14 protein-coding genes are annotated in these 21,353 nt (G+C 66.5%); 13 read left to right on the forward strand and 1 reads right to left on the reverse strand.

Annotated elements, in window-relative coordinates; translation table 11 throughout:
- Positions 1 to 73: 73 nt before the first annotated feature.
- A complete protein-coding gene (prsT, locus tag C664_RS04095) occupies positions 74 to 2,866 on the forward strand; it encodes an XrtA/PEP-CTERM system TPR-repeat protein PrsT (protein ID WP_038010903.1) in 2,793 nt (930 codons plus the stop codon).
- 134 nt (positions 2,867 to 3,000) lie between these two features.
- Positions 3,001 to 3,780, forward strand: a complete 780-nt coding sequence (locus tag C664_RS04100; RefSeq protein WP_038010906.1) for a PEP-CTERM sorting domain-containing protein — start codon at positions 3,001 to 3,003, stop codon at positions 3,778 to 3,780.
- 59 nt (positions 3,781 to 3,839) lie between these two features.
- Here C664_RS04100 and C664_RS04105 read toward each other — a convergent pair whose 3' ends face one another.
- Entirely contained in the window at positions 3,840 to 5,651 is a 1,812-nt protein-coding gene (locus C664_RS04105; RefSeq protein WP_004253700.1) for an ABCB family ABC transporter ATP-binding protein/permease, read from the reverse strand.
- Between the two features lie 157 nt (positions 5,652 to 5,808).
- On the opposite strand from C664_RS04105, the gene C664_RS04110 reads away from it, so the two are divergent.
- The 11 genes from C664_RS04110 (at position 5,809) to C664_RS04160 (ending at position 21,352) form a co-directional block, all read left to right on the forward strand.
- Entirely contained in the window at positions 5,809 to 6,486 is a 678-nt protein-coding gene (locus C664_RS04110) for a TetR/AcrR family transcriptional regulator (protein ID WP_004253703.1), read from the forward strand.
- Positions 6,487 to 6,540: 54 nt separating this feature from the next.
- Entirely contained in the window at positions 6,541 to 9,027 is a 2,487-nt protein-coding gene (locus tag C664_RS04115) for an acyl-CoA dehydrogenase (RefSeq protein WP_004253706.1), read from the forward strand.
- Complete coding sequence (locus tag C664_RS04120) at positions 9,024 to 10,310, forward strand: acetyl-CoA C-acetyltransferase (protein ID WP_004253710.1); 1,287 nt, start codon at positions 9,024 to 9,026, stop codon at positions 10,308 to 10,310. The genes C664_RS04115 and C664_RS04120 overlap by 4 nt, the downstream gene beginning before the upstream one ends.
- On the forward strand, positions 10,307 to 12,325 hold the full coding sequence (locus C664_RS04125; RefSeq protein ID WP_004253713.1) for a 3-hydroxyacyl-CoA dehydrogenase NAD-binding domain-containing protein: 2,019 nt from the start codon (positions 10,307 to 10,309) through the stop codon (positions 12,323 to 12,325). Before C664_RS04120 ends, C664_RS04125 begins: the two co-directional genes overlap by 4 nt.
- Positions 12,326 to 12,328: 3 nt before the next feature.
- Positions 12,329 to 12,736, forward strand: coding sequence for an acyl-CoA thioesterase (locus C664_RS04130; protein ID WP_038010909.1), 408 nt, complete (start codon positions 12,329 to 12,331; stop codon positions 12,734 to 12,736).
- A 77-nt stretch (positions 12,737 to 12,813) separates the two neighbouring features.
- Positions 12,814 to 14,100 carry an OmpP1/FadL family transporter gene (locus C664_RS04135; RefSeq protein ID WP_004253719.1) on the forward strand — a complete coding sequence of 429 codons (1,287 nt, stop codon included), beginning with the start codon at positions 12,814 to 12,816 and terminating at the stop codon, positions 14,098 to 14,100.
- A gap of 60 nt (positions 14,101 to 14,160) precedes the next feature.
- Positions 14,161 to 16,542, forward strand: a complete 2,382-nt coding sequence (locus C664_RS04140; RefSeq protein ID WP_004253722.1) for a 3-hydroxyacyl-CoA dehydrogenase/enoyl-CoA hydratase family protein — start codon at positions 14,161 to 14,163, stop codon at positions 16,540 to 16,542.
- Positions 16,543 to 16,555: 13 nt separating this feature from the next.
- Complete coding sequence (locus tag C664_RS04145; protein ID WP_004253724.1) at positions 16,556 to 17,755, forward strand: acetyl-CoA C-acyltransferase; 1,200 nt, start codon at positions 16,556 to 16,558, stop codon at positions 17,753 to 17,755.
- A gap of 264 nt (positions 17,756 to 18,019) precedes the next feature.
- Entirely contained in the window at positions 18,020 to 19,360 is a 1,341-nt protein-coding gene (locus C664_RS04150) for a Na(+)-translocating NADH-quinone reductase subunit A (RefSeq protein WP_004253728.1), read from the forward strand.
- A 2-nt stretch (positions 19,361 to 19,362) separates the two neighbouring features.
- Entirely contained in the window at positions 19,363 to 20,574 is a 1,212-nt protein-coding gene (locus C664_RS04155) for an NADH:ubiquinone reductase (Na(+)-transporting) subunit B (RefSeq protein ID WP_004253730.1), read from the forward strand.
- On the forward strand, positions 20,567 to 21,352 hold the full coding sequence (locus tag C664_RS04160) for a Na(+)-translocating NADH-quinone reductase subunit C (protein WP_004253732.1): 786 nt from the start codon (positions 20,567 to 20,569) through the stop codon (positions 21,350 to 21,352). The genes C664_RS04155 and C664_RS04160 overlap by 8 nt, the downstream gene beginning before the upstream one ends.
- Position 21,353: the final 1 nt, after the last annotated feature.

The following is a 21,353-nucleotide window of genomic DNA, read 5'->3' on the forward strand; positions in this document are numbered from 1 at the left end:
TGACGCAATGCACAGGTGTCACCCGGATGCCCTCGGTATACTCGGCGCGACCGTCTTCGTACCCCTTGAAATCATGACCGCTCCATTCCGTTTGCTCGCTGCGGGCGTCCTTGCCATTTTTCTGTCGGGCAACGTGCTGGCCGACTCTGCGGCGGCAGGCCGCTACTACGAGGATGGCCTGAAGCGCTTCGAGGCGAGGGATGTCGCAGGGGCGATCATCCAGCTCAAGAACGCCCTGCAGGAGGACCGCGGCATGCTCGCCGCGCATCTGCTTCTTGCGCGTGCCTACCTCGATCAGGGTGATGTCGGTCCCGCGGAAGTGGCCTTTCGCGAGGCCTCGAGGCTCGGCGTCAGCCGGGCCGAGGTGGCGGTGCCGATGGCGCGAATCTACCTGCTGCAGGGGCGGCCCAAGGTTCTGCTCGATACGGTGTCGGCCGAAGGTCTGCCGCTGGCTGTTCGCCTTCAGGTGCTGACGCTTCGTGGCTCGGCGCACGCTGCGCTCGGTCAGCATGCCGAGGCCGAGCGCAGCTACGCCGAGGCGCGGGCGATCGATCCGGCATCTCCGGTGCCGCTCGCGGCCGAGGTGCCGATGCTGATTGCCGCCGGCAAGCGCGATCTCGCGCGCGAGCGGGCGGAGCAGGCCGTCAGGCTCGGGCCCGAGTACGCGCCCGCATTCAATGCGCGCGCCTCGGTGCTGCATGCCACGGGAAGCCTGGCTGCTGCGCTCGGCGACTATGAGCGGGCGGTTGCGCTCGATCCGGGCCTGGTCGATGCGAGCGTCGCCCGCGCGGGCATCCTCATCGATCTCGGGCGCGGCGATGAGGCACGCGCAGCGCTGGTGCCGGTGCTCGACGGGGCAGTGGAGCCGCGGGCTTCCTATCTGCTGGCCTTGCTTGCAGAGCGAGCGGGCGACAGTGGGCAGTCAGCCCGGCATCTCGCCGAGGCGGCCGGGCTGGTGGATGCCCTGCCGGCGGATTGGGTCGCGGGCCATGAGCAGTTGCTGATGGTTGGGGCGTTGGCGCACCACGCAGGGCGACAGCTGGAGAAAGCGAGGAAGTACCTCGAGACCGCCGTTGGCCGCTACCCGAACAATCTCGGGGCGCGCAGGCTGCTGGCGTCGATCCATCTCGACATGGGCGACCATGCGCGAGCGACCGGTTTGCTCGAGCATGTGTTGCGCGTCCAGCCGGACGACCCGCAGGCGCTTCACCTGCTGGGGCGGGTCAATCTCGCCCAGCAGCGTTATGGCAAGGCGGCCGAACTGCTCGAGCGGGCGGCACGGGGCGGGGCCGTCGGAGCGCAGGCGGCGCTGGGCTTCAGTCGTCTCGCGGGAGGAGATACGGCGGCTGCGGTCGAGAGTCTGCAGGCGGCCTTCGACAGGACGCCGCATGATTTCGTCGTTGCCAACGCGCTGGCGAACGCCCTGATCCGGCAGGGGGATCCAAAGGGGGCACTGGCCGTGGCCGAGAAGGCGGCGGTTGCATTGCCGGGTAGCCCCCTGTCGCTGAATCTGCTCGGTGGCATGCGGGCCGCCGCCGGAGATCCAGCCGGTGCGCGCACCGCCTATTCGCAAGCGCTGGAGCGTGATGCGAACTTCCCTCCGGCCCGACTCAACCTGGCGCGCCTGGATGTGGCCGACGGACGTTTCGAGCAGGCCCGCAGCGCTTACGCCGCGCTGCTGAAGTCGAATCGCAGCGATGCCGTGGCGATGTACGAGTCCGGCCTGCTCGAGCAGAGGGTGGGCAATCCTGATGCGGCGATACGCTGGTTCGAGAAGGCCGTGGCCGAGCGCCCTGCCGATCCGCTTTTCGGTATCACCCTGGTTTCGGCCAGGGCGGCGGCGGGCGACAAGGCCGGCGCCCTGGAGGCGGCCAAGGCACTGGCGTCCCGGCGCAGTTCGGATCTCCCGGTGCTGGCGGCGCTCGCCGAAGCCCAGATCGGCATCGGGGACGAAAAGGCTGCGCAGCAGACCTTGCGCGAGATGACGAAGCTTGCCGAGTACGATGCCGCGAAGCTGGTGCGCGTCGGCTACCTGCAACTCGCTGCATCGAATCCTACCGGTGCCGCCTACGCCGCGCAGAAGGCGTTGCAGGGCAAGCCGAAGGACGAGGCGGCAATGGTGCTGGAGATCGAGGCAGCGCTGCTCGATGCGGAGGTGGGGCCGGCGACGATCGACGGGCTCGTGGCCTCACTGCGATCGACCCACCCCCGCAGCGCGAGCGGCCTCCGTCTTGCGGGGGATGTTGCCGTCACACGCGAGCGCTATGGCGAGGCGGAACGACACTACGAAGAGGCGTTCAGGCTGCAGCCGACGCTGGAGCTGCTCAAGCGGCGCGCCAGCGTCGCAGTGCTGAAGGGCGAACCGAAGTCCGCCGTGCCCCTGCTGACGACCTGGTTGGCCGACAGGGGCGAGGACGCCGGGGTAAGGGAAATGCTTGCCGAACTGTGGATGCGTGACCGCAACTGGAAGGCGGCGCGTGCCGAATATGAGCGTCTGCTTGCCGACAATCGTGCCGGGCCGAACGTGTACAACAATCTGGCCAATGTGCTGCTGATGCTGGGTGAGGGTGATCCGGTGGCGTTGGCCGAGAAGGCCTTGTCGCTGTCGCCGGGGAATGTTGGGGTGATCGATACCCTGGGCTGGTCCCTGGCCCGCGCGGGAAGGCTGGACGAGGCCATGCGCCACCTGCGGGACGCCCGCTTGCGGGCGCCGCACGACCCGGAGATCCGCTGGCATCTTGGCTATGCCCTCGCGCGCCAAGGACGCATCGACGAAGCACGTGCCGAACTGCGGCTTGCACTACAAGGGGCGCCGGGCGGCGCGTGGATCGACGAAGCCAGCGCGCTGCTCAGGGAGCTTCAATAGTGTCGGAAATCTTGACGGTCGCGTAGCTCATTGCGAAAGGCGCCTTTCGCAATGAGCTGATTTGAATGGGAAGTGCTTATTTGGCTCGATTTTTGCTAGATAGTAGCCAGAGCATCTTGTGAGTAGGCAATAAAATGAAAAAAAATGTATTGAGGTCGATTCTGGCTGCGGTGCTGTGTGCGGGATCCCTCTCCGCAATGGCCGCCACCAACTGGACGCTGACGAACTCGGCAGCGAACGAGCCCGAGGTGACTGGATGGAAGGCCACATCCAATGCTTCCGACATCTACAAGACTTCGGTCGGATACTGGAGCGGCAGCGGTATCGGTGTCGGCGGCGAGTCGTCCTCCGATGGCCAGCACGCGCTCGATAACAAGGATGGCTACGAGCTTGCGCTGCTGAGCTTCGACAGTGCGGTTCGGCTGGAGTCGGTCAGGGCGGGTTGGACCTACAACGACACGGACATCTTCGTGATGGCGTTCACCGGGCTCGGGTCGATGACTGCCGTCCAGTCGCTCGATGGCGGGACCTTCTCCAATCTGACCAGCCGTGGCTGGACGCTGATCGGCAACTACGCCGACATCGGTACCAGCACGCGGAACCTCGGTACGACTTCGGGTGCGTTCGAGAACACCTATTCGAGCTTCTGGCTGATCGGGGCCGGCGGTTTCGCGGCGGGTGTTGGTGTGACTAACGATACGTCCAGTGGTTGCATCAGTTTTGACAAATGGGGGAAATGTAAGGCCTGGGGCGATCAGCCAAAGTACGACTACCTCAAGCTTGCCAACGTCACCGGCACGGTGAAGCCGCCCAGCTCCAGTGTGGGTACGGTGCCCGAACCCGGCTCGCTCGCGCTCGCCGGCATCGCCTTGCTCGGCATGGTGGGTCTGCGTCGTCGCGAACGCGCCCACTGAGCGCCTCGGCCTGAAGTGAAGGAATTCGGCGCCTGCGGGCGCCGTTTTCTTGTCGGCGTTCAGGCGCGTGTGTCCGCGGCCTCTTCCTGCTGCTGCAGCAGCCACATCTGCGCGTATGCGCCGCCTTTCGCCAGCAGCGGGGTATGGCGGCCACGCTCGACGATGCGTCCACCGTCGAGCACGATGATCTCGTCCGCATCCATGATCGTCGACAGCCGGTGCGCGATGACCAGCGCGGTGCGGCCCTGCGCGGCGCGCTCGATCTGCGCCTGGATCGCCTTCTCGGTCTTGGAGTCGAGGGCCGAAGTGGCCTCGTCGAAGATCAGGATGGCGGGGTTCTTCAGCAGGGCGCGGGCGATCGCCACGCGCTGCTTCTCGCCGCCCGAAAGCTTCAGCCCGCGCTCGCCGACACGCGTCTCGTAGCCGTCTGGCAGCTGGCGGATGAAGTCCTCGAGCTGGGCGGCGCGCGCCGCAGCTTCCACTTCCTCGCGGCTGGCGGTGGGGCGACCGTACTGGATGTTGTAGAACAGGGTGTCGTTGAACAGCACAGTGTCCTGCGGAACGATACCGATGGCTGCGCGCAGGCTGTCCTGCGTGAGCTGACGGATGTCGTGGCCGTTGATGCGGATGGCGCCGCCCTGCACGTCGTAGAAGCGGTAGAGCAGGCGGGCGAGCGTCGACTTTCCCGAGCCGGAGTGGCCCACGACCGCCACCGTGCTGCCGGTCGGAACCTCGAAATCGACGTCGAACAGGATCGGGCGCTTGGCGTCATAGGCGAAGCTGACCTTCTCGAAGCGCACGCTGGCCGGGCCGGCCGGCAGGGGGAGGGCGTCGGCTGCGTCGGCGATCTCGCGGTGCTGGTGCATCAGGCCGAACATGCGTTCGATGTCGGTGAGCGACTGCCGGATCTCGCGGTACAGCACGCCGAGGAAGTTCAGCGGGATGTAGAGCTGGATCAGGAAGGCATTGACCAGCACGATGTCGCCGATCGTCATTTCGCCGGAGGCGACCCGGATCGCCGCCTGCCACATCATCGCGGTGACGGCCACCGCGATGATCGCCGCCTGGCCGACGTTGAGCGCAGACAGCGAGTACTGGTTGGTCACCTGCGCCTTGGTCCATTTCTGCAGCTGTTCGTCGTAGCGCCGCGCCTCGAACGCCTCGTTGTTGAAGTACTTCACCGTCTCGAAGTTGATCAGGCTGTCGATGGCGCGCGCGTTGGCGGCGGAATCCAGTTCGTTTGCCTGGCGGCGCAGCGCGGTGCGCCAGTTGGTGACCTTGACCGTAAACACGATGTAGATCACGAGTGCGGTGAGGGTGATCAACGCGAACACCGCGTCGTACTGCACCAGCAGGATGCCGATCACCAGTCCGATTTCGATCAGTGTCGGCAGGATCGAATACAGCGTGTAGCTGATCAGCGAGCCGATCGAGCGCGTGCCGCGCTCGATGTCGCGCGTCAGGCCGCCGGTCTGGCGTTCCAGGTGGAATCGCAACGACAGCGCATGCAGGTGGCGGAACACGCGCAGCGAGATCTCGCGCACCGCCTGCTGCGTGACACGGGCGAAGACGACCTCGCGCAGCTCGGTGAGCAGTGAGGTCGAGAAGCGGAAGGCGCCGTAGGCAAGGAGCAGCGCCGCGGGCACGACGATGAAGGCCTGTTCGCGCGTGATCGTGAGGTCGTCGATCAGGTGCTTGAAAACGATGGGCACCGTCACGTTCGCGCCCTTCGCCGCAACGAGGCAGGCGAGCGCGAAGATCACCCGGCCTTTGTAGGCCCAGATGAAGGGAAACAGGCTTTTCAGGGTCTGCCAGTCGTGACGTTCGGTCGGCTCGGTGGCGGGCAGGGCGGCGGAGGGGGCGCGTCTCATTGAGGCAGTCCGGGATGGGGCGGCGGAAGCGCCCGATTCTGTTGCCCGGCCGGTCGGGAGTCAAACCCGTGTCTTCCGGGGCGCCGTTCCATAAACGGCGCTTGACAGTGAATAAAGAGAATGTATTATTCAAACAAACGTTTGAAAGAGATTGCCGATGTCCGCTGAGCGCCGTAATTCACCGCCCGAAACGCGTGACCGCATCCTCGATGCGGCCGAGCGGCTGTTCGTCGAGCATGGCTTTGAAGGCACCTCGATGCGCATGATCACCGGGGCGGCGAATGCCAATCTCGCTGCGGTCAATTACCACTTCGGCAGCAAGGACGCGCTGATCCAGGCGGTTTTTCGCCGCAGGCTGACAGCGCTGAACGAGACACGGCTTGCCGCGCTCGACCGGCTGGAGGTCGAGGCGGGCGAGGCGCCCCTGAAGCCGAGCCGCATCGTCGAGGCCTTCTTCGGGACGGCGCTGGCGCTGGCTGCCGACACCGAGCATGGCGGCAACCTCTTCATGCGCCTGCTCAGTCGCACCTACGACGAGCCGAACGCCTTCGTCCGTCAGTTTCTCGCCGAGGAGTACGCCGAAGTGATGGATCGCTTCCTCGGGGCGCTTTTCCGCGCGCTGCCGGGTGTGCCGCGCACCGAGGTGATGTGGCGCTTCCATTTCATGATGGGGGCGATGTCCTTTGCCATTGCCGGCATCGAAAGCGTGCATGCGATGGCGGGCATGCCCTACGAGACCGATGACCCGGCGAAGCTCCTGCCGCGCTTGATGAGCTTCCTGCTCGGGGGCCTGCGCGCGCCGTTGCCCGACTTCGGGGCGACCGATACCGACTGATTTCAACGACAGGGCGCCGAATCGAAACCGAGCGCCCGGCAAGAGGAGAACGTGATGATCTGGTTGTTGCTGGTTTCCCTCCCTCCCTTGGCAGGTGCGCTCGCCTACGGGCGAGCGCCACTTTTTGCCTGGTTGCTGGCGGGCCTGGTGTGGCTCGCGGCAATGGGCTGGGCGGCTGACTGGCCGGTGGCGGTGACGCTGCTTGCGCTTGTCGCATATGGCGGCACGATGAGCCTGTTCCTCGTCGACGCGCTGCGCCGGCAATGGGTGACGGCGCCGATCTTCAAGGCCTTCCGCAAGGCGTTGCCGACGATGTCGCAGACCGAACGGGATGCGCTGGAAGCCGGTACGGTGTGGTGGGAGGGTGAGTTGTTCCGTGGCGAGCCCGACTGGAAGAAGCTCCAGAACTACCCTTGGCCGCGTCTCACGGCCGAGGAACAATCCTTCCTCGACAACGAGGTCGAGGAGCTGTGCCGCCTGACCAACGACTGGGCGTGCACCCAGCAGCAGGACATGCCGGCCGAGGTGTGGCGGTACATCAAGGACAAGGGTTTCCTCGGGATGATCATCCCGAAGGAATATGGCGGAAAGGGCTTCTCGGCCTATGCCCACTCGCAGGTCATCACCAAGCTGTCGACCCGCTCGTCTGCCCCGGCGGTGACGGTGATGGTGCCGAACTCCCTTGGCCCGGCGGAGCTGCTGCTGCATTACGGTACGCCCGAGCAGAAACAGCATTACCTGCCCGGACTGGCCTGCGGCCGCGAGATTCCGGCGTTCGCGCTGACCAGCCCGTGGGCAGGGTCGGACGCCGCCTCCATTCCCGATGCCGGCGTGGTGTGCAAGGGCATGTGGAACGGCGAGGAAGTGCTGGGGGTGCGTGTGAACTTCGACAAGCGCTACATCACGCTCGCCCCGGTGTGCACCGTGTTCGGCCTGGCTTTCCGTCTCTACGACCCCGACGGGCTGCTCGGTGGCGACAAGGATATCGGCATCACCTGCGCGCTGGTGCCACACGACCATCCCGGCGTGGACATCGGTCGCCGCCACTTTCCGCTGAACGCGGTGTGGATGAACGGGCCGGTGCGTGGCAAGGAGGTCTTCATGCCGCTCGATTTCATCATCGGCGGGCCGAAGATGGCCGGCCAGGGCTGGCGCATGCTCATGGAGTGCCTAGCGGCCGGGCGCTCGATCTCGCTGCCGGGCTCGAATGCCGGCATGCAGAAGCTGACCGCGCGCGCCGTGGGTGCCTACGCCCGCGTGCGCTACCAGTTCAAGACCCAGATCGGTCGTTTCGAAGGCGTCGAGGAGGCGCTGACGCGCATTGGCGCCAACACTTACCTGTGTGACGCGGCGCGCGTGATGACCGCGGGCGCGATCGATCTGGGCGAGAAGCCGTCGGTGGTGTCGGCGATCGTCAAGTATCACGTCACCGAGCGCGCGCGCCAGGTAGTCAATGACGGCATGGACGTGATCGGGGGCAAGGGCATCTGCCTGGGGCCGCAGAACTTCCTCGGCCGTGCCTACCAGCAGATTCCGGTCGGTATTACGGTGGAGGGGGCCAACATCCTGACGCGCAGCCTGATCCTGTTCGGTCAGGGCGCAATCCGTTGCCATCCGTTCGTGCTCGAGGAGATGGGCGCCGCGCAGCGCAATGACGCGCGCGCCTTCGACAAGGCCTTGTGGGGGCACGTCGGCTTCACGGTGTCGAACGCGGCGCGTGCGGTGGTGATGGGCCTGACCGGCTCGCACTTCGTCAAGGTGCCGTCGGACGTCGCGCCCGAGACGCGCCGCTACTACCAGCAGCTCACGCGCTTCTCGGCCGCCTTCGCCTTCATCGCCGACATCTCGATGGGGACCATGGGCGGCGCGCTCAAGCGCAAGGAGAAGCTGTCGGCCCGCCTGGGCGACATCCTGTCGCTGATGTACCTGGCCACGGCAACGCTCAGGCGCTACGAGGCCGACGGCCGGCCGGCTGCCGATGCGCCGCTGATGCACTGGGCGATCTGGGACTGCATGTTCCGCATCCAGCAGGCTTTCGAGGGCGTGATCGCGAACTTCCCGAACAGGCTCTTCGCTCTCGTGCTGCGCCGTCTCGTGGTGTTCCCGCTCGGCCGGCCCTACGTGGTGCCGTCCGACAAGCTGGGGCATGAGGTCGCGGCGCTGCTGATCACGCCATCGGCCACCCGCGACCGGCTGACGTCCGACGTCTATCTGCCGACGGATATCGAGGAGCCCGTCGGCGCGCTCGAAGCGGCGCTGGCGGCGACGATCGCGGCGGAACCGGTCGAGGACAAGCTCAAGCAGGCGCAGCGCGACGGCCGCTTCAAGCCCGGTCTGCTCACCACTGGCGACGCGGACGAAATGTGGCGCCAGGCGCGCGATGCCGGCGTGATCAGCGAGGACGAGTATCGCATCGTCGAGCGCCGCAACCTGCTGCGCGACAAGGTCATCCGTGTCGATGACTTCCCGTATGACTTCGGCCTCAAGGCCGCGCTGGACGAGGCGCCGACGGTCGCGCCGGCCCTGAAGGAGGCGGCATGAGTCGTGAAGTGTTCATCGTCGATGGCGCACGTACGCCCTTCCTGAAGGCGCGTACCGGCCCCGGTCCCTTCACCGCGGCCGACATGGCCACCGCGGCGGGTACGGCGCTGCTGATGCGCCAGTCCTTCGCGCCCGACCAGCTCGACGAGGTGATCCTGGGCTGCGCCAGTCCGGCGGCGGATGAAGTGAACATCGGTCGCGTGGTGGCGCTGCGCATGGGGTGCGGCAATGCCGTGCCCGGGTGGACGGTGATGCGCAATTGCGCTTCGGGCATGCAGGCGCTGGATTCTGCGATCGCCAACATCCAGTGCGGCCGTTCGGGGCTGGTGCTGGCCGGCGGTGTGGATGCCCTGTCCCACGCCCCGCTGCTGTTCTCCGAGAAGATGGTGCGCTGGCTGGCGAACTGGTATGCGACCAAGACGGTCGGTCAGAAGCTGGTGGCGCTCAAGTACCTGCGTCTGACTTACCTCGCACCGGTCATCGGCATCATGAAGGGGCTGACCGACCCCATCGTCGGCCAGTTGATGGGGCAGACCGCCGAGAATCTCGCATTCAAGTTCGGCATCACGCGCGAGGAGATGGACGCCTATGCGGTGGAGAGCCACCGGCGCGTGGTCGCCGGGCAGGACGCCGGCCACTACTCGGACGAAATCGTGCCGCTGATCGACCGGGACGGCACCGTGTACGGCGCCGATGACGGCGTGCGGCGCGATTCGTCGATGGCCGGGCTGGCGAAGCTCAAGCCCTTCTTCGACAAGAAGTACGGCCGCGTCACGCCTGGCAACAGTTCGCAGATTACCGACGGCGCGGCCTGGCTGCTGCTGGCGTCGGCCGAAGCGGTCGAGCGTCATGGCCTGCGACCGATCGGACGCATCGTCGATAGCCAATGGGCCGGGCTCGCACCGGATCAGATGGGGCTGGGGCCAGTGCATGCGGCGATGCCGATCCTGCAGCGCCACGGGTTGGCACCGAACGATCTCGACGCATGGGAGCTGAACGAGGCGTTTGCTGCGCAGGTGATCGCGTGCCTGCGCGCGTTCGATGATGACGAATATTGCCGCACCCATCTCGGAGTGGATGCCGCACCGGGTGCGCCCGATTCGGCACGGTTGAACGTCGATGGCGGTGCGGTGGCGCTGGGGCATCCGGTCGGAGCGAGCGGTGCCCGCATCGTCCTGCACTTGCTGCACGTGCTGCGCCGCACCGGCGGCAGGCTTGGGCTGGCGTCGATCTGCATCGGCGGTGGGCAGGGCGGCGCGATGCTCGTGGAGGTCGTGCAATGACGCAATTCACGCAACAGACCTGGAAGCACTGGCGACTGCGCCGGGAGGACGACGGTCTGGCCTGGCTGGAGATCGACTGCGCCGATGCCGCAGCCAACACCTTGTCGGTGGAGGTCATGGCCGAGTTCGCGCAGGTGCTCGATGCGCTGGATGCGCGCTCGCCGAAGGCGCTGGTGATTGCCTCGCGCAAGTCCGCCGGCTTCATCGCCGGTGCCGACATCGAGGAATTCACGCAGCTCGATTCGCCCGCCGCCGCGCGCGCCCTGGTCGAGCGCGGCTGGAGCCTCTTCAACCGCCTCGCCGCAGTGCGATACCCGACGCTCGCGCTGATCCGCGGGCATTGCCTGGGCGGCGGCCTGGAACTGGCGCTCGCGTGCCGTTACCGCATCGCGGTGGAAGAGCCCGGCACCAGGCTCGCCCTGCCGGAAGTGATGCTCGGCATCGTCCCGGGCTGGGGCGGCATGCTGCGCCTGCCGGCCATGATCGGCCCGGCGGCCGCGCTCGACATGATGCTGACCGGAAAGAGCGTCGATGCGGACAAAGCCAGGCGCCTCGGGCTGGTGGACGACTGCGTTCCCGTGCGCGTAATGGAGTCCGCCGCGCGCATCATGGCGCTGTCCGATGCCCCGCCGCGCAAGCTGCCGTTGCAGGAGCGCGTGCTGCGCTATGCGATGAACGGCCCGCTGCGCGTCAAGGTGGCGGACAAGGCGCGCAAGCAGGCCGCCGTGAAGGTCAGCCGCGACCACTATCCTGCGCCCTTCGCCATCGTCGACATCTGGGAGAAGCACGAGGGCAACGCGCTTGCAGTGCCGGCGGGCGATCCGTCCTCGCTCGAGGCGATCTTCGCCTCGCCGACGACCAAGAACCTGGTACGCGTGTTCTTCCTGCAGGAGCGCCTGAAGGCCTTCGGCAAGGACAACGATTTCGCACCGAAGCATGTGCATGTGGTCGGCGCCGGCGTGATGGGTGGCGACATTGCCGCGGTGTGCGCGCTGCGCGGCATGCGGGTGACACTGCAGGACCAGTCGGTCGAGCGCATCGCGCCGGCCGTCCAGCGCGCGGCGAAGCTGTTCGAGCGTCGCTACAAGGGCGACGCGCGTCAGGTCCGCTTCGCGCTGGACCGGCTGATTCCCGATCCACAGGGGCAGGGTGTCGCGCGCGCCGATCTCATCATCGAAGCCATCTTCGAGAATCTCGAGGTCAAGCGCAGCCTGTTCGCCGATCTCGAGCGTCGCGCGAAGCCCGACGCGGTGCTCGCCACCAACACCTCCAGCCTGCGGCTGGAGGACATCGCCACGGCGCTGCAGGACCCGTCGCGCCTCGTCGGCATCCATTTCTTCAATCCGGTTCCGATGCTGCCCCTGGTCGAGGTGGTGCAGGGGGAAAGTACCGATGCCGAAGTGCTGCGTCGTGCGACCGGCTTCGTGCGTGCCATCGACAAGCTGCCGTTGCCGGTGAAGAGCGCGCCCGGCTTCCTCGTCAATGCGGTGCTCGGGCCCTACATGCTCGAGGCGCTGCGCTGCGTCGAGGAGGGGCGCTCGCCGGAAACCGTGGATGCCGCGCTGGTGCGCTTCGGCATGCCGATCGGTCCGGTCGAGCTGGTCGATACCGTCGGGCTGGACATCGCGGTTGCCGCCGGCAAGGCGTTGGCCGGCGAGGGCGCGCGGCCGCCGCAGCGCCTGTTGCGCCTGGTCGAGGAAGGCAAGCTCGGACGCAAGAGCGGCGAAGGCTACTACCGCTGGGTCGATGGCAAGGCGCAGAAGGGCGAGGCCGGCGCAGCCGGGCCCGAACTGGCCGAACGCATCCTTGCGCCGCTGCTGGCCGCCACCGAGCGCTGCGTGCGAGGGGGCGTGGTCGCCGATGCCGATCTGGCCGATGCGGGGGTGATCTTCGGCGCGGGCTTTGCCCCGCACACCGGTGGGCCGCTGCACTACGACCGCAGCCGCGGGAAAACCCGGATTGGCGACATCCCGGGCCAGGCGGAAGGTGCGCCGCAAACCGTCACCCAGGAGTGAACCATGAGCGAGCCATCCGTACCTGTCTCTGAGCTACCCCATGACAAGCAGCCCGCGCTGAGGGTCATGCCGATGCCTGCGGACCTCAACCCGGCGGGTGATGTATTCGGCGGTTGGGTGATGTCGATGGTCGACATCGCCGGTGCGATTCCCGCCGTGCGCCGTGCGCGTTCGCGCGTGACGACGGTCGCAGTCAATTCCTTCGTCTTCAAGCAGCCGGTATCGGTCGGCGATCTCGTGAGCTTCTACGCAGAGGTCAGTTCGATCGGGCGTACGTCGATCACGGTCGATGTCGAGGTGTTCGCCGAGCGCGATCCCGAGAACCCCGTTGTGGTCAAGGTGACCGAGGCGCGACTGACCTATGTCGCCCTCGACGACAAGGGACGCAAGCGTCCGCTGCCAGCCGGATGAGTTTTGTTGGTGAGTAGTGCGTTTTTTCAGTAGAGCGGGACAAACCCGCAAGTCATGACAAAGTGAGGGGACATCACATGCAACTGAAGCGTCTGGCAATGAATGTGGCTGCGGCAACCGCCGCGCTGGCGACGGGCAACGCAATGGCTGCGGGTTTTGCGCTGCAGAACCAGAACGGGGCGGGGACGGGTTATGCCTATGCCGGTTCGGCGGCGGTGGCCGAGGATGCGAGCACGATCTACTTCAATCCGGCAGGGATGCTCTACCTGAGCGAGGGCCACCATGTGTCGGGCGCGCTGACCGTGCTGCATCGCTCGCTCGAGTTCTCGGACAAGGGAACGAATGCCCTGCGTGTTGCTGCGCCGCCGGTACCCGCCTATCCGCTCGGCACCGACGGTGGCGATGCGGGCGGCAACTCGCTGGTGCCCGCCGCATACTGGGCCATGTCGGTGAACAAGGATCTGCGCCTCGGCTTGGGAATCTCACCGACCTTCGGTAACGCCACCGAATGGGACGACACCTTCATCGGGCGCTACCAGGGCAACTACTCGGAGATCAAGGCGATCAACATCAACCCGAGCATCGCGTTCCGGGTCAACGACATGGTTTCGCTGGGCTTTGGCGTCAATTACGTGAAGTTCGAGGCCGACTTGCGTGGCATGCAGCCGGTGACTGCACTGTTGCCGCGCACGGTTGACGTCGAGAGCAAGCTGTCGGGCGACGACTCCGGTTGGGGCTGGAACGCAGGTGCGATGTTCCAGCTGACGCCGGCGACGCGCGTGGGTCTAACCTACCGTTCCACCATCGATCTGGACGTCAATGGCAAGGTCGAGGCAGGGCCGGGTTCGACGCCCGCGAAGGTGTCGATCGAGCTGCCGGATACCGCCTCGCTGGCGATCTCCCACCAGGCCACCGACAAGTTGCAGATCCTCGCGGACTACACCTGGACGGGCTGGAGCTCGATCCCGCGTCTGAAGGTCCAGCACGGCACCGCGGGGGTGACGCTCACCGACGAGTACCTCGGCTTCAAGGATAGCTACCGCGTCGGCCTCGGCATGCAGTACCAGTACACCGACGCGCTGCGCCTGCGCGCGGGCGTCGCCTATGACCAGTCGCCCGTGCGCAATGCCGCGGACCGCACCGTGCGCCTGCCGGACTCCGACCGCACCTGGCTGGCCGTCGGCTTCAACTACAAGCTGAGCAAGCAGACCTCGGTCGATGCCGGTTATGCGCACCTCTTCTTCGACAAGGAGAAGATCGACCGCCGTACGGTGCTCGGAACCAACCAGACCGCGCAGTTCGTCCGTGGCTCGTTCGATACCTCGGTGAACATCTTCTCGGTCCAGCTCAACCACGCTTTCTAACCCCGCCAGCGGGCCGCGGCCGGGCCCGGTGGTCCGGCCGCTTCGCATCCGGAGAACCGCATGAGTCGTCTCATCATCCGCAAGGTTGCCGTGCTCGGCGCCGGCGTCATGGGCGCGCAGATTGCCGCCCATTGCGCCAATGCCGACGTGCCGGTGATCCTCTTCGACCTGCCGGCCAGGGAAGGCCCGGCCAACGGCATCGTCGACAAGGCCGTCGCCGGCATGAAGAAGCTCGATCCGGCGCCGTTCGCGGCGAAGGATCGCGCACAGTACGTCGAGGCCGCCAACTACGGTAGCGACCTCGCCCGGCTGGGCGAATGCGATCTCGTCATCGAGGCCATCGCCGAGAAGATGGAGTGGAAGCTCGACCTCTACGCCAAGGTCGCCCCGCACCTCAAGCCCGGCGCCGTGTTCGCATCGAATACCTCCGGCCTGTCGATCAATGCGCTCTCCGCCGGCATGCCAGCCGGGGCGCGCAGCCGCTTCTGCGGCATCCATTTCTTCAACCCGCCGCGCTATATGCCGCTGGTGGAGCTGATCCCCACCGCCGAAACCGATCCGGGAATGCTCGATGCGCTCGAGGCCTGGCTGACGACGCGTCTGGGCAAGAGCATCGTGCGCGCCAAGGACACGCCCAACTTCGTGGCCAACCGCGTCGGTGTGTTCTCGATCCTCGCCGTACTGCACCACACCCAGCGCCTGGGGCTCGCCTTCGACGAAGTCGACCTGCTGACCGGCCCGCGCATCGGCCGGCCCAAGAGCGCCACCTTCCGCACCGGGGACGTCGTGGGGCTCGATACGCTGGCGCACGTCGTCGGCACGATGCAGGCGACGCTACCCAACGACCCCTGGCATGCGCACTTCAGCATGCCCGCGTGGTTGCAGGCATTGATCGCCAAGGGGGCGCTGGGGCAGAAGACCGGGTGCGGTATCTACCGCAAGCAGGGCAAGCAGATCCAGGTGCTCGACCTGCACCTGCAGGACTACCGCGACAGCGGCGGCGAGGTCTTTCCGGAGGTCGAGGCGATCCTCAAGCTGAAGGACCCGGCGGAGAAGTTCGCCCAGCTCGCGGCGCACCCACATCCGCAGGCGCAGTTCCTGTGGTCGATCTTCCGTGACGTGTTCCACTACTGCGCGGTGCATCTGGGGGACATCGCCGACAACGCGCGCGATGTCGATCTGGCGATGCGCTGGGGCTTCGGCTGGGCGCAGGGGCCGTTCGAGACCTGGCAGGCGGCGGGCTGGCGTGAGGTGGCGACGATGATCCAGGAGGACATCGAGCACGGCCGAGCGATGTCGAGCGTGTCATTGCCGCCCTGGGTGTTCGAGCGCGACGGCGTGCATGCGGCTGCGGGTTCCTTCAGTGCCGCGGAGAAAGTGCTGAAGCCACGCGCGGCGCTGCCCGCGTATCAGCGCCAGCTCTATCCGGATCGGGTCCTGGGCGAAGCGCCGGACGACCGCGGCGAGACGCTGTGGGAGAACGCCGGCGTCCGCCTGTGGCGGCGCGCCGACCTGGACGCGCGCATCGGCATCGTGTCGATCGTGTCGAAGATGCACGCGATCGGCGACGAGGTGATGGACGGCCTGCTCGAGGCCATCGCGCGCGCCGAGGCCGACCTCGACGGCCTGGTGGTCTGGCAGCCGGCGCCGTTTGCGGTCGGTGCCAACCTGCAGCAGGTGGGCGAGGCCTGCCGCGCCGGGCAGTTCGACCTGCTCGAGAAGATGGTGGCGAAGTTCCAGCGCGCGTCGATGAGCATCAAGCATGCGCAGGTGCCAGTCGTCGCGGCGGTGCAGGGCATGGCGCTGGGCGGCGGCTGCGAGTTCGTGATGCATGCCGCGCACCGCGTGTTCGCGCTCGAGAGCTACGTCGGCCTGGTCGAGGCCGGCGTCGGCCTGATCCCGGCAGGCGGGGGCAGCAAGGAGTTCGCCTTGCAGGCCCATGCGATGGCGCAGCGTGCGGCGGGTGGCGACGTCTTTCCCTACATCCAGAACGCCTTCCAGACGATCGCGATGGCAACCGTCGCCAAGAGCGCGCTGGAGGCGATCCAGCTCGGCTTCGGGCGGGCGGGGGACGACGTGGTGATCAACGCCAACGAGATCCTCTACGCCGCGATCCGGCGCGCACGGGCGATGGCCGAATCGGCGTGGCGGCCGGCGCTGGTCAATCCGGCCGTCACTGTGGCGGGGCGCAACGGCATCGCGACCTGCGAAATGATGCTGGTGAACATGGCCGAGGGCGGTTTCATCTCGGCGCACGACTACCGCGTCGCCAAGGCGGCGGCCATTGCCTTGTGCGGCGGTGAGGTCGAGACCAACAGCCGCGTCAGCGAGCAGTGGATCCTGGACGTCGAGCGCGCACAGTTCGTGGAACTGCTGAAGACCGAAAAGACCCAGCAGCGCATCGCGCACATGCTCGAGACGGGCAAGCCGCTGCGCAACTGAGGAGACTCGAAGAATGAGCAAACAGATTCAGGACGCCTACATCGTCGCCGCAGTGCGCACGCCGGTGGCGAAGCGCAACGGCGCTTTCCGCAACGTGCGGCCGGACGACATGCTGGCGAAGGTACTGCGCGAGGTGGTCGCGAAGGTGCCCAACCTCGACGGCAACGAGATCGGCGACGTCATTACCGGTTGCGCGATGCCGGAAGCCGAGCAGGGCATGAACGTCTCGCGCATCGGCCTGTTGCTGGCGGGACTGCCCGACAGCGTGCCGGGGATCACGATCAATCGATTCTGCGCCTCGGGGCTGCAGGCGGTGGCCGACGCCGCCAACCGCATCCGCCTCGGCGAGGCCGACGTGATGATCGCCGCGGGCACCGAGAGCATGAGCGCGATGCCGCAGATGATGGGCAACAAGGTCAGCCTCAACCCGGCGATCTTCGCGCATGCGGAGAATGTCGCCATCGCCTACGGCATGGGGCTGACGGCGGAGCGGGTGGCGCAGCAGTGGGACGTGAGCCGCGAGGACCAGGATGCCTTCGCGGTCGAATCTCACCGGCGCGCCTGCGCGGCGATCGCCGCCGGGCAGTTCGCGGCCGAAATCGTGCCGTATGCGGTGAAGTCACATGTGCCGGGCGAAGGCGGCACGGTGCGCATCGTCGAGCGGGTGCTGACGCAGGATGAGGGGCCGCGGTCGGATTCGGCCACGGACAAGCTCGCCAGCCTCAAGCCGGTGTTCGCTGCGCGCGGCTCGGTGACGGCGGGCAACAGTTCGCAGATGTCCGATGGGGCGGCCGCGGTGCTGTTGATGAGCGAGGCGGCGGTCAAGCGCTACGGCGTCAGGCCGATCGCGCGCTTTGCCAGCTTTGCGGTGGCCGGCGTGCCGCCCGAGGTCATGGGCATCGGGCCGATCGAGGCCATTCCGCGCGCCCTGCAGCGTGCAGGGGTGGGCATGGGCGACATCGGGTGGACCGAACTCAACGAGGCCTTCGCCGCCCAGGCGCTGGCAGTGATGCGTCAGCTCGAGATGGACCCGGCCAAGGTCAATCCGCTGGGCGGGGCGATCGCGCTGGGCCATCCCCTGGGCGCGACCGGCGCAATCCGCACCGCGACGCTGATGGCCGCGATGCAGCGCGATCCCGGTCTGCGCTACGGCATGATCAGCATGTGCGTCGGCACCGGCATGGGCGCCGCAGGGGTGTTCGAGCGCGTCTGACGGGTGCTCTCGCTGGGGCTGGCCGTTGTCCCGTGAGGGATCGAGCGGATGGCGGTCGAGGACTGCCATCCGCCGTTTCCACCCTTCGGATATTACGGATAACGTGCACGTCACCTGATCGATCACCGTGATCGGTTGGTAACAATCTTTTATAATCCGTGGGTTTGTTTGATGCGGGAGCGCGTCGGCAGCCTTCGGATGGCAGTCCTGCCCGGAGGACGCTCGCCTCCCGCCCATAGTCACGACAGTTTGGGCGAGAGACGCATGATTAGAATCAAACGCGGACTGGACCTGCCCATCACCGGCGCCCCGGCGCAGCGTGTCGAGGCCGGTCGGCCTGTGCGCAGCGTGGCCGTCATCGGCTTCGACTATCACGGCATGAAGCCGACGATGTCAGTCCAGGTCGGTGACCGGGTGAAGCTGGGCCAGGTCCTTTTCTCCGACAAGAAGACGCCGGGCGTGGTCTACACCGCGCCGGGCGCGGGCACGATCAGTGCAATCCATCGCGGCGAGCAGCGCGTGCTGCAGTCGGTGGTGATCGACCTCGAAGGCGAGGAAGCGGTCGAGTTCGCTCGCTACACCGATGCCGAACTCGAGACGCTGGCACAGGACAAGGTGCGCCAGAACCTGATCGACTCGGGTCTGTGGACCGCCTTGCGCACACGCCCCTACAGCAAGGTGCCGGCGGTGGATGGCACGCCGAGCTCGATCTTCGTCACCGCGATGGACACCCATCCGCTCGCCGTCGATCCGACCATCGTCATTGCCGAACACGCCGCCGACTTCGCGCGCGGTCTCAAGGCGCTGGCCCGCATCGCCCGCGTGGTCGTGTGTCACGCGGAGGGCACGAAGATGCCCTGTTCCGGCTTGGCCAACGTCAGCGCCGAGACCTTCGCCGGCCCGCATCCGGCAGGCCTGGCAGGCACCCACATCCATTTCCTCGATCCGGTCAATGCGCACAAATCGGTGTGGCACCTGAACTACCAGGACGTGATCGCGATCGGCAAACTGTTCTCCACCGGCCGCCTGTGGACCGAGCGCGTCGTGTCCATCGCCGGGCCGATGGTCGACAAGCCGCGCCTGGTGCGTGCGCGTCTGGGTGCAAATCTCGACGAGCTCACCGCCGGCGAGCTGCTGCCCGGCAAGAAGGTGCGGGTGATCTCCGGTTCGGTGTTTGGCGGCCGCAGCTCGCGCGGCGCCTGCGCCTACCTGGGACGCTACCACCTGCAGGTGTCCTGCCTGGAGGAAGGCACCGAGCGCGAGATGCTGCATTATCTGCGCGCGGGCGTCGACAAGCACTCGGTGATGAACCTCTACATCTCCAAGCTCTCGCCCGGCAGGCTGTTCAACTTCACCACCACCACCAACGGCAGCGCGCGCGCGATGGTGCCGATCGGCAACTACGAGGAAGTCATGCCGCTCGACATCCTGCCGACGCAGCTGCTGCGCTCGCTCATCGTCGGCGATACCGAGATGGCGCAGAAGCTGGGCTGCCTGGAACTGGACGAGGAAGACCTGGCGCTGTGCACCTACGTGTGCGCCGGCAAGTACGAATACGGTCCCATCCTGCGGGATAACCTCACACGCATCGAGAAGGAGGGTTGAGAATGGGTCTGCGCTCCTGGCTCGACAGCATCGAGCATCATTTCGAAAAAGGCGGCAAGTACGAGAAGTTCTACGCCTTGTACGAAGCCATCGACACCGCCCTGTTCAAGCCTGGCAGTGTCACCCGCACCACGTCCCATGTGCGCGACGGTCTCGACCTCAAGCGCATGATGATCACGGTGTGGCTGTGCACCTTCCCGGCGATGTTCTTCGGCATGTGGAACGTCGGCTACCAGGCCAACACCATCCTCGCCGGCAGCGCCGAGCTGATGGCGGCGCAGGACGGCTGGCGCATCGCGCTGACCAGCGCGCTGGCGGGGCTGGACCCGGCCAGCCTGTGGGCCAACTTCCTGCATGGGGCGACCTACTTCCTGCCGATCTACCTGACGACCTTCATCGTCGGTGGCTTCTGGGAAGTGCTGTTTGCCGCGATCCGCCGTCATGAGGTGAATGAAGGCTTCTTCGTCACCTCGGTGCTGTTCGCGCTGACCTGCCCGCCGGACATCCCGCTCTGGCAGGTGGCGCTGGGCATCAGCTTCGGCGTGGTGATCGGCAAGGAAGTCTTCGGCGGCACCGGGAAGAACTTCCTCAACCCGGCGCTGACCGGCCGTGCCTTCCTGTACTTTGCCTATCCGGCACAGATTTCGGGCGACGCCGTGTGGACCGCAGTCGACGGCTACACCGGCGCGACCATGCTGTCGCTCGGCGCGGCCGGCGGCATCGAGGCGGTGGTCGGCAATGGCATCGACTGGATGAGCGCCTTCCTCGGCACGGTGCACGGATCGATCGGCGAGACCAGCACGCTGGCCATCCTGATCGGCGGCGCGGTGCTGCTGATCATGAAGATCGCCTCCTGGCGCATCGTCGCCGGCGTGATGCTGGGCATGGTCGGCATGAGCCTGCTGTTCAACGCCATCGGCTCGGACACCAACCCGATGTTCTCCGTGCCTTGGCATTGGCACCTGGTCATGGGCGGTTTCGCCTTCGGCATGATGTTCATGGCGACCGACCCCGTGTCGGCGTCGATGACCAACACCGGCAAGTGGATCTTCGGTGCCCTGGTCGGTGTCATGACCGTGCTGGTGCGCGTGGTTAACCCGGCTTTCCCCGAGGGCATCATGCTGGCCATCCTGTTCGCCAACCTGTGTGCGCCGCTGATCGACCATTTCGTGATCGCGGCCAACATCAAGCGGAGGCTTGCGCGCAATGTCTAAGAAAGAATCGACGAGCCGCACGCTGCTGGTGGCGCTGGCGGTCAGCCTCGTCAGCTCGGTCTTCGTCGCCGGTGCAGCGGTTTCGCTGAAGCCGGTGCAGATCGAGAACCGCCAGCTCGACAAGCAGCGCAGCATCCTTGCAATCGCCGGTCTCGGCGAAGCCTCGATGTCCTCGCGCGAGATCAAGGATCTGTTCAGCAGCCGGATCAAGGCCCGCGTCGTGGATCTCGAAACCGGCGAGTACACCGACGCCTACGATCCCAACGTGTTCGATCCGCTCAAGGCGGCCAAGGACCCGAAGCTGTCCGAGGCTCTGGCCGGCGAGCAGGACATCGCGCTGATCAAGCGACGGGAGCGCTTCACGACCGTGTACATGGTCGAGCAGGACGGCCGGCTCGATTCGCTGATCCTGCCGGTGCGCGGTTACGGCCTGTGGTCGACACTGCATGGTTTCGTCGCGGTGAAGAGCGACCTCAACACGGTGGTCGGCCTCGGTTTCTATCAGCATGCCGAGACGCCGGGCCTTGGCGGCGAAGTCGACAATCCGAAGTGGAAGGCGCTGTGGCCGGGCAAGACCCTGTTCGACGAACAGGGCAAACCGGCGATCCGCATCGTCAAGGGGGGCGTTGATCCGGCGAACCCCGAGGCGACGCATCAGGTCGATGCACTTGCTGGCGCCACGTTGACCAGTAACGGTGTCGACAGGCTGCTGCAATTCTGGCTGGGCGAGCAGGGCTTCGGTCCCTTCCTCGCCAAACTTCGTACCCAGGGGGTCTGAT

Source organism: Thauera sp. 63, assembly GCF_000310165.2.
Taxonomy (GTDB): Bacteria; Pseudomonadota; Gammaproteobacteria; order Burkholderiales; family Rhodocyclaceae; genus Thauera; species Thauera humireducens.

Excerpts from the sequence above, each read along its gene's own strand:
- prsT (WP_038010903.1), top strand. The coding sequence starts at position 74 with ATGACCGCTCCATTCCGTTTGCTCGCTGCGGGCGTCCTTGCCATTTTT.
- C664_RS04100 (WP_038010906.1), top strand. The coding sequence starts at position 3,001 with ATGAAAAAAAATGTATTGAGGTCGATTCTGGCTGCGGTGCTGTGTGCG.
- C664_RS04105 (WP_004253700.1), bottom strand. The coding sequence starts at position 5,651 with ATGAGACGCGCCCCCTCCGCCGCCCTGCCCGCCACCGAGCCGACCGAA.
- C664_RS04110 (WP_004253703.1), top strand. The coding sequence starts at position 5,809 with ATGTCCGCTGAGCGCCGTAATTCACCGCCCGAAACGCGTGACCGCATC.
- C664_RS04115 (WP_004253706.1), top strand. The coding sequence starts at position 6,541 with ATGATCTGGTTGTTGCTGGTTTCCCTCCCTCCCTTGGCAGGTGCGCTC.
- C664_RS04120 (WP_004253710.1), top strand. The coding sequence starts at position 9,024 with ATGAGTCGTGAAGTGTTCATCGTCGATGGCGCACGTACGCCCTTCCTG.
- C664_RS04125 (WP_004253713.1), top strand. The coding sequence starts at position 10,307 with ATGACGCAATTCACGCAACAGACCTGGAAGCACTGGCGACTGCGCCGG.
- C664_RS04130 (WP_038010909.1), top strand. The coding sequence starts at position 12,329 with ATGAGCGAGCCATCCGTACCTGTCTCTGAGCTACCCCATGACAAGCAG.
- C664_RS04135 (WP_004253719.1), top strand. The coding sequence starts at position 12,814 with ATGCAACTGAAGCGTCTGGCAATGAATGTGGCTGCGGCAACCGCCGCG.
- C664_RS04140 (WP_004253722.1), top strand. The coding sequence starts at position 14,161 with ATGAGTCGTCTCATCATCCGCAAGGTTGCCGTGCTCGGCGCCGGCGTC.
- C664_RS04145 (WP_004253724.1), top strand. The coding sequence starts at position 16,556 with ATGAGCAAACAGATTCAGGACGCCTACATCGTCGCCGCAGTGCGCACG.
- C664_RS04150 (WP_004253728.1), top strand. The coding sequence starts at position 18,020 with ATGATTAGAATCAAACGCGGACTGGACCTGCCCATCACCGGCGCCCCG.
- C664_RS04155 (WP_004253730.1), top strand. The coding sequence starts at position 19,363 with ATGGGTCTGCGCTCCTGGCTCGACAGCATCGAGCATCATTTCGAAAAA.
- C664_RS04160 (WP_004253732.1), top strand. The coding sequence starts at position 20,567 with ATGTCTAAGAAAGAATCGACGAGCCGCACGCTGCTGGTGGCGCTGGCG.